Genomic DNA, 14,408 nt, shown 5'->3' with positions numbered 1-14,408 from the left:
GCGATCCGCCTCTCACACGTCCAGGCCGATGTCGAGCACGCGCACCGAGTGGGTGAGCGCGCCGACGGCCAGATAGTCCACCCCGGTGGCCGCGTAGTCGGCGGCGTTCTCCAGCGCCAGGCCGCCCGAGGATTCGAGTTTGGTCTCCGGCGACCGGGAATCACGCCGTTGCACCGCGATCTGGGTCTGCCACACCGGGAAGTTGTCCAGCAGGATCAACGCCTCCTCGCCCAGGTCCTCGGCCAGCACCTCGTCGAGCTGTTCGAGCGAGTCGACCTCGACCTCACACGGCAGATCCGGCGCCGCGCTGCGGACGGCCCGCAGGGCGGCCACCACCGAGCCCGCCGCCGCGACGTGGTTGTCCTTGATCAGCGCCGCGTCCCCGAGTCCCATCCGGTGGTTGACGCCGCCGCCGACCCGCACCGCGTACTTCTGCAGCGCCCGCAGCCCGGGCAGGGTCTTGCGGGTGTCGCGGATCCGGGCCTTGGTCCCTTCGACCGCCGCCACCCAGGCCGCGGTGGTGGTCGCGATGCCGGACAGGTGGCACACCAGGTTGAGCATGGTCCGTTCGGCGGTGAGCAGCCCCCGGGTGGGTGCCTGCACGGTCAGCGCCGCCCCGCCGGCCGCCAGCCGGGCGCCGTCGTCGACGCGGTGCACCACCTGATATCCGTCCGGGCCGAGCACCTCGTCGAGGACCAGCAGCGCCACGTCGATCCCGGCGACGACACCGGGCTCCCGGGCCACCATCGACGCGGTGGTGCGGGCGTCGGCCGGCACGGTGGCCGTGGTGGTGATGTCGGGTCCGTACCGCAGATCCTCGTCGAGCGCGCGGGTGATGGTCACGCGTGCTTCGGCCACTTCGGTGTCGGTGAGCCGCATCAGGCCGCTCCTACCGGTGCGTCGGTGATCAGCCGGCCGTGGTCGAGCCGCACCACGCTGCTCACGGCCTGGGCGTGATCGGTGTCGGGATGGTCGGCGCGGTGGTGGCATCCGCGCGTTTCGGTGCGTTCGCGCGCCGCCACGGCGACCGCCCGGGCGGTCAGGGTCAGCGCGATGTCCTCGATGTCGGCCCGGCGCCGGGCCGGACGGGGACGGGCGGTGGCGAGCAGCGCGTCGAGTTCGGTCAGGCCGGCGCCGTCGCGCATGACCGAGGCGTGCCGGGTCATGGCGCGCTGCAGCTCGGTCCGATCGACCGCGGGCTGCGCGGTGTCGGCCGGCGGCACCGCGACGACGGTCCCGGCCGCGGCGGCGTGGCCGGCGGCGGCCCGGCCGGCACGGGCGCCCATGACCAGTCCCTCCAGCAGGCTGTTGGACGCCAGCCGGTTGGCGCCGTGCATCCCGGTGCGGGCGCACTCCCCGGCCGCGAACAGTCCGGGCACGGTGCTGCGGCCCTGATCGTCGGTGTCGATGCCGCCGCAGCTGTAGTGGGCGCCGGGCACCACCGGGATCGGTTGGCGCACCGGGTCGCAGCCGGCCGCGTGGCACACCGCGGTCACGGTCGGGAACCGCCGTGGGAAGTCGGCGACGCGGCGGGCGTCGAGGAACACGCAGGGGTCGCCGGTGGCGGCCAGCCGGGCCTCGATCGCGGCGGCCACCACATCGCGCGGCGCCAGATCGCCCATCGGGTGGATCCCGGCCATGACCGGCTCGCCGCGCGCGTCGACCAGGGTGGCGCCCTCACCGCGCACCGCCTCGGTGATCAGCGGGCGGCGCCCACCGGACGCCCCGTCGAACAGCATGGTCGGGTGGAACTGGATGAACTCGAGGTCGCTGACCGCGGCGCCGGCCGTGAGCGCCAGCGCCACCCCGTCACCGGTGGACCCGTCCGGGTTGGTGGTGGCGGTGTAGAGCTGTCCGAGCCCGCCGGTGGCGATCACCACCGCCGGGGTGTGCAGCACCCCGAGGCCGTCGTCGTTGCGCACCAGCACCCCGGCCACCGCGCCGTCCCGCACCAGCACCTGCACGGCCTGATGCCGGCACCGGATGTCCAGCCCCGCCGCGGCGGCCTCCAGCGCACGCTGCACCTCGACTCCGGTGGCGTCGCCGCCCGCGTGGATGACGCGGCGCCGGGTGTGGCCACCCTCGCGGGTGCGGGCCCAGCCCCCGGACGCGGCCCGGTCGAACCGGGCGCCCGCGCCGATGAGGTCGCAGACGGCCGCGTAGCCGTCGGCGACGATCGAGCGCACGATCCGCGGGTCACACAGCCCGCCGCCGGCGGCCAGTGTGTCGGCGACGTGCACGTCCACCGAGTCGTCGGTGTCGGGCAGCACCACCGCGATGCCGCCCTGCGCGTAACGGGTCGCGGTCTGGCCGATGTCGTCGGTCTTGGACAGCACAACCACCCGGCGGCCGGCGCGCCCGGCCGCCCGGGCGGCCACCAGACCGGCCACCCCGGTCCCGATCACCACCACATCGGCCCGTTGTTGCCAGGCCACCGATCCGCTTCCGCCGCAACCGAAGCGGTGGATCATTCGCCGCTTCCGGGCTGTCCGATCTCGATCATGCGCTGCACGCTGCGGCGGGCCTTCTCGGCGATCTCCGGGTCGACCTCGATGACGTCGCGCCCCTCCTGCAGGCAGCGCAGCAGCGCACCGGGGGTGATCATCTTCATGAACCGGCACGATGCCCGGTCGTTGACCGCCCGGAAGTCGATCTCCGGTGCGGCCCGGCGCAACTGGTGCAGCATGCCGACCTCGGTGGCGACCAGCACCTGCCGGGCCTGCGACTGCCGCGCCGCGTCGATCATGCCGCCGGTGGACAGGATCTTCACCCGCTCCGCCGGGAAGGCGCCCTCGCCGGCGAGGTAGAGAGCCGAGGTGGCACAACCGCATTCGGGATGAACGAACAGTTCGGCGTCCGGGTGGCTGCGGGCCTGATCGGACAGCTCCTCACCGTTGATGCCGGCGTGCACGTGGCATTCGCCGGCCCACACGTGCATGTTCTCCCGGCCGGTCACCCGGCGCACATGGGCGCCGAGGAACTGGTCCGGGCAGAACAGCACCTCCCGGTCGGCCGGGATCGACCGCACCACGTCGACGGCGTTCGACGACGTGCAGCAGATGTCGGTCTCGGCCTTCACGGCCGCGGTGGTGTTGACGTAGGACACCACAACCGCGCCGGGATGCTCGGCCTTCCAGGCCCGCAGATCCTCGGCGGTGATCGAGTCGGCCAGCGAGCAGCCGGCCCGCGCGTCCGGGATCAGCACGGTCTTGTCCGGGCTGAGGATCTTGGCGGTCTCGGCCATGAAGTGCACACCGCAGAACACGATGGTGCCCTCCGGCGCCTCGGCCGCGATCCGCGACAGCGCCAGCGAGTCACCCACGTGGTCGGCGACGTCCTGGATCGCCGGCAGCTGGTAGTTGTGGGCCAGCAGCGTCGCCCCGCGCGCATCGGCCAGGCGGCGAATCTCGGCGGCCCACTCCGCGGTGGGCTCGACGTCCGGCGCCGAAGCCTCCCAGTCCGAGGCGTCGTCGTGCGAGAGCCGTTGGTCAAGCACAGTCATTTGGCGGTCCCCTCTGCCAGCGCTGGTTTTCGACTTACAATCGAAAACATGTCACATAGTAGCACCGAGCATGAAGTGCTCGCCGTGGTGTTCCAGGTGCGCGGGCTCGATTCCCGGCAACCCGCCCTTCACGTGCTGTTATGGCAGCGTGCACTGGAACCCGAGCGAGGCAGGTGGTCGCTGCCCGGCGGGCTGCTGGGCACCGACGAGGATCTGACCAGCTCGGTGCGACGCCAGCTCGCCGAGAAGGTCGATCTGCGGGAGCTGGCCCACCTCGAACAGCTCGCGGTGTTCTCCGACCCGCACCGGGTGCCGGGGGTGCGCACCATCGCGTCGACCTATCTGGGCCTGGTGCCCTCCCCCGCATCGCCGGCGCTGCCCGACGACACCCGCTGGCATCCGGTCCACGCACTTCCCCCGATGGCGTTCGACCACGGTCCGATGGTCGAACACGCACGCAGTCGGCTGGTGGCCAAACTGTCCTATACGAACATCGGATTCGGTTTGGCACCAGAAGAATTCGCGCTGTCCACGCTTCGTGACATCTATGCGGCAGCCCTGGGTCACCCGGTGGACACCACGAACCTGCAGCGGGTACTGGAACGCCGCCACGTCATCACCCGGACCGGCAGCACCGCGCGTTCGGGGCGCGCCGGGGGCCGGCCGCCGGCGTTGTACCGGTTCACCGAGAACCGCTACCGGGTCACCGACGAATACGCCGCGTTCCGCCCGCCCGCGGTCTGATGCCACCCCGGTCACCAGGGGATTGGATTCTTACCGACCTCTTAAGGAAGAATGCCCGGGATGGACCTGGGCAGCGCGGCGCAATCGACGGGGGCCGAGTGGATCGGCCGCCCGACTCACGAGGCACTGCGGCGCACCCGGCCGATTCTTCCGGAGCGCGATCCCTTCTACGAGCCGCCGCCCGGCTTCGAGCACGCCCGGCCCGGCACGGTGCTGCGATCCCGGGACGTCGAGTTGGCGTTCATGGGGCTGATCCCGCAGAAGTTCACCGCCACCCAGCTGCTGTACCGCACCACCGGCTTCGACGGCCGGCCCCGAGCCACCGTCACCACCGTGGTGGTGCCCGCCGAACGGGACAAGAACGGCCGCTGCCCGGTGGTGTCCTACCAGTGCGCGATCGACGCGGTCACCAGCCGGTGCTTTCCGTCCTACGCACTGCGCCGGGGGGCACGCGCCGTGGGCGCGCTGGCCCAGTTCGAGTTTCTGCTGATCGCCGCCGCGTTGGCGGAGGGCTGGGCGGTCTCCGTCCCCGACCACGAGGGCCCGGACGGCAGCTGGGGCGCTCCGCTGGAACCCGGCTACCACATCCTGGACGGCCTGCGGGCGGCGCTGGGCTACGAGCGCCTGAACCTGGCGGTCGACGCCCCGGTCGGGCTGTGGGGCTACTCCGGCGGCGGGCTGGCGTCGGCCTGGGCCGCCGAGGTGTGCCGTGACTACGCCCCCGACCTCAACGTGGTCGGCGCCGTGCTGGGATCTCCGGTGGGCGATCTGGGCAGCGCCTTCCGCCGGCTCAACGGCAGCCTGTACGCGGGTCTGCCGGCGATGGTGGTGGCCGCGCTGGCGCACATCTTCCCCGAGGTCGACCAGATCATCGACGAGCACGCCACCGAAACGGGCAAGGCGATGCTGCAGCGGGTCGAGAAGATGACCACCGCGCACGCGGTGTTGCGGATGATCGGCATGGACATGGGCAAGCTGGTCGACCAGCCGCTCGAGGAGATCCTGCAGACCCCCGCCATGCAGCGGGTCTTCGACCGGATCAAACTCGGCAGCGCGATCCCGGCCCCACCGGTGCTGCTGGTGCAGGCCTGCCACGACCGGATCGTCTCGGTCGACGACATCGACACGCTGGCCGACACCTACATCGAGGGCGGCGTCCGCGTCACCTACCACCGCGACATGTTCAGCGAGCACATGCTGCTGCATCCGATGTCGGCGCCGATGACGTTGCGGTGGCTGCGGGACCGGTTCGCCGGCCAGCCGCTCAAGCACAACCTGACCCGCACCAAATGGCCGACGATGTTCAACCCGTCGACCTACCGGGGCATGCTCCGGCTGGGTCTGATCACGGCGAAGGTGCTGACCGGCCGACGGGTGGATCGCCGGCCCCTGTCCCGGTTCGACCAGTAGTAGCGGCGCTCGCGGTGGAGTACGGCCCGGGCGGCCCGCCCGGGCCGTACTCCACCGGCGGCCAGCCGCCCAGGTCGTCGCGGGCCGTCGACACCGCCAGCAGGGCGTACACCAGCGCCCCCACCGCCGCGGGAAACACGATCGTGGCCGCGATCTGCAACGGGGTGTGGCCGAAGAACACCGCCGGCGCCTCGGTGAAGTAGTGCACCCGCTGTTCGGGGGTCACCGGCGCCGCGGCGACGTCCACCGCGCCGTAGCGCCACCGCACCAGCGCGGCGCCGACGCCGGTGGCCACGGCCGCCGCCGACCCGCCGCCGATCGTCACCGCCGCGGCCATCAGCGGTCCGCGGTGGGCACGCCACTGCCACACCAGCACCGCCGCCACCACCGCGACCGCGGACAGGAAGCCGACCATCAGAAACGCCGCGGTGAAGAAGTTGTCGGCCTCGGCGCCGAGGTAGGCGCGGACCCGGTTGCCGGTCCGGCTCAACGCGATGACGCCACGGGCCGGCGGCGCCAGCCACGCCCACACCGCCCCGGTCAGCACCCCGGCCCCGGTCAGTCCGGCGACCACGACGGCGGCCGCGCGGCGGTGCGTCAGCGCCGGCGCGGCGGTGGAACGTGTCTCGGGGCCCTCGTCGCGGATCATCGGTACGGCTCCAGATCGGCCGAGTCGATGACGCCGTGCCGTGAGCACTTCGCCGACCAGCCGTCCGGCCGCACCTGCACCACCATCCGGCGGCCGCATTCGGCACAGAACCGCGGGGGTTCGAGACCCAACTGGGCCGCGGGCGGTGTCGGACCGCCCTCCGGCTCCCCGGTGTAGACGTTGTACATGCCCTACAGGCTTACAGAGTGGCGTTGAGCGCCTTGATCGGCATCTGAAGATCCTCGAGCAGTTCCAGGTCCGATTCGGCGGGCCGGCCCAGCGTGGTGAGGTAGTTGCCGACGATGACGGCGTTGATTCCGCCCAGCATGCCCTTCTTGGCGCCGAGGTCGCCGAGGGTGATCTCGCGCCCACCGGCGAACCGGAGCATGGTGCGCGGCAGCGCGAGCCGGAACGCGGCGACGGCCTTGAGCGCCTCGGTCGCCGGCAGCACCTCCAGGTCCCCGAACGGCGTTCCCGGCCGCGGGTTGAGGAAGTTCAGCGGCACCTCGTGCGGATCGAGTTCGGCCAGCTCGGCGGCGAATTCGGCGCGCTGCTCGACCGTCTCGCCCATTCCCAGGATGCCGCCGCAGCAGACCTCCATCCCGGCTTCGTGCACCATCTGCAGTGTCTCCCAACGCTCTTCCCACGTGTGCGTGGTGACGACGTTCGGGAAGAATGACCGCGCGGTCTCCAGGTTGTGGTTGTAGCGGTGCACACCCATCTCGGCGAGTTGCTCGACCTGCTCCTTGGTGAGCATGCCCAGCGAGCAGGCGATCTGGATGTCGACCTCGCTGCGGATGGCCTCGATGCCGGCGGCGACCTGCGCCATCAGCCGCTCATCGGGTCCGCGGACCGCCGCGACGATGCAGAACTCGGTGGCGCCGGTCTTGGCGGTCTGCTTGGCAGCCTCCACGAGGTTGTCGATGTCGAGCCATGCGCTGCGCACCGGGGACGCGAACAGCCCGGACTGCGAACAGAAATGGCAGTCCTCGGGGCAGCCGCCGGTCTTGAGGCTGATGATCCCCTCGACCTCGACGTCGGGTCCGCACCAGCGCATCCGGACCTCATGGCCGAGTTCGAGCAGCTCGTCGAGACGGTCATCGGGCAGCTGCAGAACGCGCAGGGTCTGCTCCTTGTCGAGCCCCACTCCCCGCTCGAGAACCTGTTCCCGAGCCTCCTGCAGAATGTCGGTCACCCGTACGCCTCCTCGGTCTCCTAAACAGCGTTCAGGTTAGAGTACGGGGGTGCAGCTGCGCAAAAGCGATGTGGTCGACGCGGCGACCGCGATCCTGGACAACTACGGCATCGCCGACCTCACCACCCGCCGGCTGGCCCGCGAACTCGGAGTCACCGCCGGTGCGTTGTATTGGCATTTCGCCAACAAGCAGGAACTGCTCGGCGCCGTCGCCGACCGCATTCTGACACCGGTACCGGCCGGGGAGCCGGAACCCGGCTGGGCCGAGCGGATCAGCTCGACGGCCGGCCGTCTGCGGGACGCCCTGCTGTCACACACCGACGGCGCCGAACTGGTCTCGGCGACCTTCGCCGCCGGTCAGTCCCGGGTGCTCGACGAGATCCTGGCCCGGTTCGCCGCCGCCGCGGCCGCCGCCGGGCTGGAGGGCAGCCGGGCCGTGCTGGCCGCCCGCACCATCGTCCACTACGTGTTGGGGTTCACCGGTGACGAGCAGTCCCGGCTGCAGTGGGACGCCGCCGGCGCCGAGGTCGCCGAACCGCCCGCCGACGACAACCCCAGCGCCCGGTTCGCGTTCGGGCTGAACCTGTTGATCAACGGGATCGCCGCCGAGATCGACGCCGCGGCACGCAAGTCCGAATAGGCATCCCGACAGCACCCGAGAACATCCGAACAGCAGGAGCTCGGGGCGGTCCCGCGGATCTCAGCCGATCAACCGCTCGATCCGCTTGTCGCCGTACCAGTGCCGCAGCCCGACCACGCTGCCGGTGATCTCGGTGGGCCGGCCGGCCAGCTCCACCGCACGGGCCAGCTGATCGGGACCGACCCGGCGGGCCAGCGTGACGTGGCCGGTCCACTGCCCCGGTTCGGTGTGCGGCATCGGCCCCGGTGTGAGGTGCGGCAGGCTGCCCCGGTACACCGCGGCGTGCAGTTCGAGCAGCTCGCCGGACGGGATCAGCAGCCGGGCCAGCACCGCCCGGCCACGGCCGAAGATCAGCGGCGCCCCGATCACACACGGCAGCGGCAGCCGCTCGGTGAGCGGGGCAAGCGCCTCGTGAACGGCGTCGTCGATGCGCTCGGCGACGGTCAGCGTCGCATGCGGCCGGCTGCCCGGAGCGGGGCTGCGCAGGTCGTGCCGGGCCAGCGTGGACCAGATGTCGCGCACGGCGGTTTCGACGGTCGTGTCGAACACCAACTCGATCGAGTGCACCATTCAGACCAGCCCCGTCACCCAGCCCGGCGCGAACGAGGTGGCCGCGAGCCGTTCGAAGTCCCGGTCGCCCAACGTCCCGATCCCGGCCGGCAGGGCGGCCCGCACCGTGGCCATCCGGGCGAGCGCCTCGCGGTTGGACAGCTCCGCCGGCCCGGGCTGCGCGGGCCACGCCCCGATCGCCAGTCCTTCACACCGGACCTCGTGGCGCGCAAGGGACTCCAACGTCAGCGCGGTGTGGTTGAGGGTGCCCAGGCCGGCGTCCACCACGACCAGCACCGGGGCGGACAGGTCGACGGCCACATCGCGCAGGGTGGTGCCGTCGGCGGCGAGTTCGACGAGCAGTCCGCCGGCCCCTTCCACCAGGGTCAGCCGGTGGGCGGCGGCGACCTCCGCGATGAACCCGACGAGTTCGGAACGGGTGGGCAGCCGGGCGCCGGCGCGCTCCGCGGCTGCCGGCGGGGCCAGCGGCTCGGGGTAACGCCACCGACCGTAGCGCGCCGTCACCCCGGCGAGCCGGCCGATCTCGGCGAGATCGTCGTCGCCGGGGCCGCCGTCCGGTCCGGCGGATCCGGTCTGCACCGGTTTGCACACCGCGACGTCGATGCCGGCCAGCCGGGCGTGGCAGGCCAGCGCCGCGGTGGTCATGGTCTTACCGACGCCGGTGCCGGTACCGGTGATGAGCAGAACGGTCATGGGCGCGCGCCGAGCACCTCGCCGAACACCCGTCGCGCCAGGGCCAACTCGTCCTCGGTGAGCGATGCCCGGGCGGTCAGCCGCAGCCGCGAGGTGCCGGCCGGCACGGTGGGCGGGCGGAAACAGCCGACCCGCACACCGCGGTCCAGGCAGGCTGCCGCTGCCGCGACGGCCACCTCGGGTTCGCCGAGGATCACCGACACCACCGCGGAATCCGGCCGGTCCGCCCCGCACATGTCGGCCAGTCGGCCGGCGTTGCGCAGCACCGCCCGGGCCCGGTCCGGCTCGGCGGCGAGGATCCGCAGCGCCGCCAGCGCGGCGCCGACCGCGGCCGGCGTCAGGCCGGTGTCGAAGATGAACGTGCGGGCGGAGTCGATGAGGTGATCGCGGACCGCGGCGGGGCCGAGGACCACACCGCCCTGACTGCCCAGTGCCTTGGACAGGGTGGTGGTCATCACCACGTCCGGCGCCCCGGCCAGGCCGACCTCCTCGAGCAGTCCGCGCCCACCGGCGCCCCGCACACCCAGACCGTGCGCCTCGTCGACGATCAGCAGCGCATTGTGGCGGCGACACACCTCGTGGAGTTCACGCAGCGGGGCCAGCACGCCGTCGGCGCTGAACACCGAGTCGGTGACGACGACCGCACGTTCCTCGTCACGGCCGGCCAGAGCGGAGTCGACGGCGTCGACGTCGCGGTGCGGAGCCACCACCACCCGGGCGCGCGACAACCGGCAGGCGTCGACCAGCGAGGCATGGGTGAAGGCGTCGGAGACCAGCAGCGAACCCGGGCCGGTCAGCGCGACGACCGCGCCGATGTTGGCGGTGTAGCCCGAGGAGAACACCAGCGCCGATTCTGCGCCGACGAACTCGGCCAGCGCGGTCTCGAACTCCTCGTGCAGTTCGGTGTTGCCGGTGACCAGCCGGGATCCGGTGGATCCGGTGCCCCAGGTGCGAACCGCGTCGACGGCCGCCGCGATGACGTCCGGGTGCTGCGCCAGACCGAGGTAGTCGTTGGAGGCGAGGTCGAGCTGATCGCTGACGGCCGGGCGGGCGCGCAGCGAGCGGCGCAGCCCGGCGGCGCGCCGCTGCCGCTCGACGTCGTCGAGCCAGGCCAGGGGTGAGAGCCCTGCACGCGTCACCGAAAAACCTCCCCGCGCCGATTACACCCGTCGGCGAGCCGTCCCATCGAACACGTCGGCGGGCCGACCCAACTAAACACGTCGGCGGGCCGACCCAACTAAACACGTCGGCGGGCCGACCCAACTAAACACGTCGGCGGGCCGACCCAACTAAACACCGTTCAGGTTAGCGCACGGGCGACCTCGACCATCGCCGAGGCGATCTGGTCCACCTCCTCCGGCGTGCAGATATACGGCGGCATGGCGTACACCAGATTGCGGAACGGCCGCAGCCACACCCCGTTCCGCAGGGCGGTGGCGGTCGCGACCGCCATGTCGACCGGCTCGGCCATCTCGATCACGCCGATACCGCCGAGCACCCGCACATCGGCCACCCCACGCAGTTCCCGGGCCGGGGCCAGCCCGTCACGCAACCTGGTCTCCAGCGCGGTGACCCGGGCCCGCCAGTCGGTGGCGAGCAGCAGCTCGGTGGAGGCGACCGACACCGCGCAGGCCAGCGCGTTGGCCATGAAGGTGGGCCCGTGCATGAGGGCGCCCGGCTCGCCGTTGCTGATGGTGTGGGCGACCCGGCTCGTGCACAGGGTGGCGGCGAGGGTGAGGTAACCGCCGGTGAGCGCCTTGCCGACACACATGATGTCGGGGGTGACGCCGGCGTGGTCGGCGGCGAACAACGCGCCGGTGCGCCCGAATCCGGTGGCGATCTCGTCGAAGATCAGCAGCACCCGGTGGCGGTCGCAGATCTCGCGCAGATCGCTCAGATAGCGCGGGTCGTGGAAGCGCATCCCGCCGGCGCCCTGCACCACCGGTTCGACGATGACCGCGGCCAGTTCGTCGGCGTGTTCGGCCAGTTGCCGCTCGAACGCCGCGGTGTAGTCCGGGTCGTAGTCGCGCGGCACCTGCGGGGCGAACACCTGGTCGGCCAGCACATCGGTCCACAGCGAGTGCATGCCGCCGTCCGGATCGCACACGCTCATCGGGGTGAAGGTGTCCCCGTGATAGCCGCCGCGCCACGTCATCAGCCGGTGCTTGGACGGCCGGCCCCGGCTGCGCCAGTACTGCAGCGCCATCTTGACGGCGACCTCGATGGACACCGATCCGGAGTCGCTGAAGAACACGGTGTCCAGACCGGCCGGGGTGATGTCGACCAACAGCTGCGCCAGCCGGGCCGCCGGCTCGTGGGTGAGGCCCCCGAACATGACGTGGTTCATGGTGGCGAGCTGTTCGGTGATGGCGCGGTCCAGCACCGGATGGCCGTGCCCGTGTATCGACGTCCACCAGGACGCCATCGCGTCGAGGACCTCGAGCCGCTCATCGTCGCCGCCGTCCGGAGCCACCACCGTCAGCCACGCACCCCGGGCGCCCACGGCGACCACCGGTGCGAGCGCCGCCGTCCCGATCGCGCTGTACGGATGCCAGATGTGGGCAGCGTCGATCGACCTGATCTGCTCCGGAGTCAACTTCTGCGGGGCCGCCTGCCCGGCGCTCGGCTCCTCGGGGGTCGCTCGCACGGGTACCGACCCTATCCGCTGTGCGCGCCGCGTCTGTCCGCTGCGCGGTGTCCGTCGCGCGCGCTGCGCGGTGTCCGTCGCGCGCTGCGCGGGGGCAGGGAGTTTGCCGGCGTATCGCGGTGCCGATCCCGCGGCATGAGCCGGGGGGTGTTCTTGGGTAAATTGTCCCGCGACCATGTTGACCCTGTCCTCGAGCCGGCCGGCCGCCTCCGCCGTCGCCGGGCCACCGTCGCCTGCTGTGACGGGCCCTGGAACCTCCGGTTTCTACCGCTATGACCTGGACGGCCTCCGCGGTGTCGCGATCCTGCTGGTCGCGCTTTTCCATGTCTGGTTCGGGCGGGTGTCCGGTGGTGTCGACGTCTTCCTGGCGCTGTCCGGTTTCTTCTTCGGCGGCCGTCTGCTGCGCGCGGTGCTGGCTCCGGGCGCATCGCTGAAACCGCTGCGGGAGGTCACCCGGCTGGTGCGCCGGCTGCTGCCGGCGCTGGTCGTCGTGCTGGCCGCCTCGGCAGTGCTGACCATCCTGATCCAGCCGACCACCCGCTGGGAAACATTTGCTGACCAGAGCCTGGCAAGCCTCGGCTACTACCAGAACTGGGAGCTCGCACGCACCGCGTCGGACTATCTGCGCGCCGGTGAGGCGGTCAGCCCGCTGCAGCACATCTGGTCGATGTCGGTGCAGGGCCAGTTCTACATCGCGTTCCTCGTGCTGGTCATGGGTTTCGCGGTGCTGTTCCGGCGGGTGCTGCGGCGGCACCTGCGGGCCGCGTTCGTGGTGCTGCTGACCGCGCTGACGGTGGCGTCGTTCGTCTACGCGATCATCGCCACCAACACCGATCAGGCCACCGCGTACTACAACAGCTTCGCGCGCGCGTGGGAGCTGCTGCTCGGCGCGCTGGCCGGTTCGCTCGTCCCCCACATCCGCTGGCCGAAATGGCTGCGCGCACTGGCCGCCACGGTGGCGCTGGCGGCGATCCTGTCCTGCGGCGTCCTCATCGACGGGGTCAACGAGTTCCCGGGCCCGTGGGCGCTGGTGCCGGTCGGGGCCACCATCTTGTTCATCCTGTCCGCGGCCAACTGGCAGGGGCCGCTGCCGGGCCCCAACCGGCTGCTGGCCACCACACCGTTCGTCACCCTCGGATCGATCGCGTACTCGCTGTATCTGTGGCACTGGCCGCTGCTGATCTTCTGGCTGGCCTACACCGGCAACTCCGGGGTCAACTTCGTCGAGGGCGCCGTCATCCTGCTGGTGTCCGGTGTGCTGGCGTGGCTGACCACCAAACTGGTCGAGGATCCGCTGCGCTACCGCAAACCCGCCGCGGACGTCGTGGTCCCGGTGAAGCCGCCGCTGCGCACGCGGTTGCGCCGGCCGACCATGGTGCTGGGGTCGGTGGTCGCGCTGCTGGGCGTGGCGCTCACCGCCACGTCGTTCACCTGGCGGGAACACGTCTCGCTGCAGCGGGCCAGCGGCAAGGAGTTGTCGGGGCTGGCGGCGCGGGACTATCCGGGCGCCCGGGCGCTCACCGAGGGCGCCCGGGTGGCCAAACTGCCGATGCGGCCCTCCGTGCACGAAGCCCGCGAGGACCTGCCGATCTCCACCATCGACGGCTGCATCAGCGACTTCGACGACGTCTCGGTGATCAAGTGCACCTACGGCGACGAGTCCGCGAGCCGCACCATCGCGCTGGCCGGCGGGTCGCACGCCGAACACTGGATCACCGCGCTGGATCTGTTGGGCCGCAAACACCACTTCAAGGTGGTCACCTACCTGAAGATGGGGTGCCCGCTGACCACCGACGAGATGCCGCGGGTGTCCGGTGACGGCCGGCCCTACCCGAAGTGCCGCGACTGGAACGAGCGGGTGCTGCCGGAGCTGATCGCCGACCGGCCGGACTACATCTTCACCACCTCGACGCGGCCGTGGCACACCCGACACGGTGACCGGGTGCCGGAGGGCTATCTGGGCATCTGGGAGGTGCTCAACGAGGCCGGGATCCCGGTGCTGGCGATGCGGGACACCCCGTGGCTGACCAAGGACGGCGGCCGGGCCAAGAACCCGGTCGACTGCCTGGCCGACGGCGGCGACCCGGTCCACTGCGGAATGTGGCGCTACGAGGTGCTCTCCGACGAGAATCCGACCCTGGAGTGGGTCGAGACGTACCCGGTGCTCAAACCGCTGGACATGAGCGATGCGGTGTGCCGGCCCGACTTCTGCCGTGTGGTGGAGGGAAATGTGCTGGTGTACCACGACTCTCACCACTTCTCATCCACCTACATGCGTAGTATGGCGCCGGAGCTGGGCCGTCAGATCGCTGCCGTCACCGGTTGGTGGGTCCCGCAGTGACCTCCACCGCGCCGACC

General features: G+C 71.5%; 14 protein-coding genes. 4 read left to right on the top strand and 10 right to left on the bottom strand.

Annotation, left to right across the window (positions count from 1 at the left end; genetic code table 11):
* Positions 1-12: 12 nt before the first annotated feature.
* From nadC to nadA, 3 genes are read right to left on the bottom strand one after another with little or no spacing between them, the layout of a single operon-like run.
* Positions 13-879, bottom strand: coding sequence for a carboxylating nicotinate-nucleotide diphosphorylase (gene nadC, locus CKW28_RS10070; RefSeq protein WP_003923889.1), 867 nt, complete (start codon positions 877-879; stop codon positions 13-15).
* On the bottom strand, positions 879-2,471 hold the full coding sequence (locus CKW28_RS10065) for an L-aspartate oxidase (RefSeq protein WP_061252304.1): 1,593 nt from the start codon (positions 2,469-2,471) through the stop codon (positions 879-881). The genes nadC and CKW28_RS10065 overlap by 1 nt, the downstream gene beginning before the upstream one ends.
* Positions 2,468-3,502 (bottom strand): quinolinate synthase NadA, encoded by a 1,035-nt coding sequence (nadA, locus tag CKW28_RS10060; protein WP_003923507.1) that lies wholly within the window; start codon positions 3,500-3,502, stop codon positions 2,468-2,470. The genes CKW28_RS10065 and nadA overlap by 4 nt, the downstream gene beginning before the upstream one ends.
* Positions 3,503-3,550: 48 nt before the next feature.
* Here nadA and CKW28_RS10055 point away from each other — a divergent pair, with 48 nt between their 5' ends.
* Both CKW28_RS10055 and CKW28_RS10050 read left to right on the top strand, forming a co-directional pair.
* Positions 3,551-4,246, top strand: a complete 696-nt coding sequence (locus CKW28_RS10055) for an NUDIX hydrolase (RefSeq protein WP_003923506.1) — start codon at positions 3,551-3,553, stop codon at positions 4,244-4,246.
* Positions 4,247-4,306: 60 nt separating this feature from the next.
* Positions 4,307-5,656, top strand: coding sequence for a lipase family protein (locus CKW28_RS10050; protein ID WP_003923505.1), 1,350 nt, complete (start codon positions 4,307-4,309; stop codon positions 5,654-5,656).
* Here the strand turns inward: CKW28_RS10050 and CKW28_RS10045 are convergent.
* From CKW28_RS10045 to bioB, 3 genes are read right to left on the bottom strand one after another with little or no spacing between them, the layout of a single operon-like run.
* The gene (locus CKW28_RS10045) at positions 5,592-6,305 is read right to left on the bottom strand and encodes a DUF2567 domain-containing protein (protein ID WP_003923504.1); all 714 of its coding nucleotides are present in this window, start codon (positions 6,303-6,305) and stop codon (positions 5,592-5,594) included. The genes CKW28_RS10050 and CKW28_RS10045 overlap by 65 nt on opposite strands.
* Complete coding sequence (gene bsaP / locus CKW28_RS10040; RefSeq protein WP_003923503.1) at positions 6,302-6,493, bottom strand: biotin synthase auxiliary protein BsaP; 192 nt, start codon at positions 6,491-6,493, stop codon at positions 6,302-6,304. Before bsaP ends, CKW28_RS10045 begins: the two co-directional genes overlap by 4 nt.
* 11 nt (positions 6,494-6,504) lie before the next feature.
* Positions 6,505-7,500, bottom strand: coding sequence for a biotin synthase BioB (gene bioB / locus CKW28_RS10035; protein WP_003923502.1), 996 nt, complete (start codon positions 7,498-7,500; stop codon positions 6,505-6,507).
* Positions 7,501-7,549: 49 nt separating this feature from the next.
* Between bioB and CKW28_RS10030 the strand changes: the two genes are divergently transcribed.
* Positions 7,550-8,140, top strand: a complete 591-nt coding sequence (locus tag CKW28_RS10030) for a TetR/AcrR family transcriptional regulator C-terminal domain-containing protein (RefSeq protein WP_003923501.1) — start codon at positions 7,550-7,552, stop codon at positions 8,138-8,140.
* A gap of 60 nt (positions 8,141-8,200) precedes the next feature.
* Here CKW28_RS10030 and CKW28_RS10025 read toward each other — a convergent pair whose 3' ends face one another.
* The 4 genes from CKW28_RS10025 to CKW28_RS10010 all read right to left on the bottom strand — a co-directional run bounded on the left by CKW28_RS10025 (position 8,201) and on the right by CKW28_RS10010 (position 12,050).
* A complete protein-coding gene (locus CKW28_RS10025; protein WP_003923500.1) occupies positions 8,201-8,710 on the bottom strand; it encodes a 2'-5' RNA ligase family protein in 510 nt (169 codons plus the stop codon).
* Positions 8,711-9,403 (bottom strand): dethiobiotin synthase, encoded by a 693-nt coding sequence (gene bioD, locus CKW28_RS10020; protein WP_003923499.1) that lies wholly within the window; start codon positions 9,401-9,403, stop codon positions 8,711-8,713.
* Complete coding sequence (locus CKW28_RS10015; RefSeq protein ID WP_003923498.1) at positions 9,400-10,542, bottom strand: 8-amino-7-oxononanoate synthase; 1,143 nt, start codon at positions 10,540-10,542, stop codon at positions 9,400-9,402. Before CKW28_RS10015 ends, bioD begins: the two co-directional genes overlap by 4 nt.
* A gap of 161 nt (positions 10,543-10,703) precedes the next feature.
* Positions 10,704-12,050 (bottom strand): adenosylmethionine--8-amino-7-oxononanoate transaminase, encoded by a 1,347-nt coding sequence (locus CKW28_RS10010; protein WP_003923497.1) that lies wholly within the window; start codon positions 12,048-12,050, stop codon positions 10,704-10,706.
* A 175-nt stretch (positions 12,051-12,225) separates the two neighbouring features.
* Between CKW28_RS10010 and sucT the strand changes: the two genes are divergently transcribed.
* Entirely contained in the window at positions 12,226-14,391 is a 2,166-nt protein-coding gene (sucT, locus tag CKW28_RS10005) for an acetyltransferase SucT (RefSeq protein WP_003923496.1), read from the top strand.
* Positions 14,392-14,408 lie beyond the last annotated feature (17 nt).

Source organism: Mycolicibacterium thermoresistibile, from assembly GCF_900187065.1.
Lineage (GTDB): Bacteria > Actinomycetota > Actinomycetes > Mycobacteriales > Mycobacteriaceae > Mycobacterium > Mycobacterium thermoresistibile.
The sequence above is the reverse complement of the archived record's forward strand: the minus strand, read 5'-3'. Positions and strand labels throughout refer to the sequence as shown.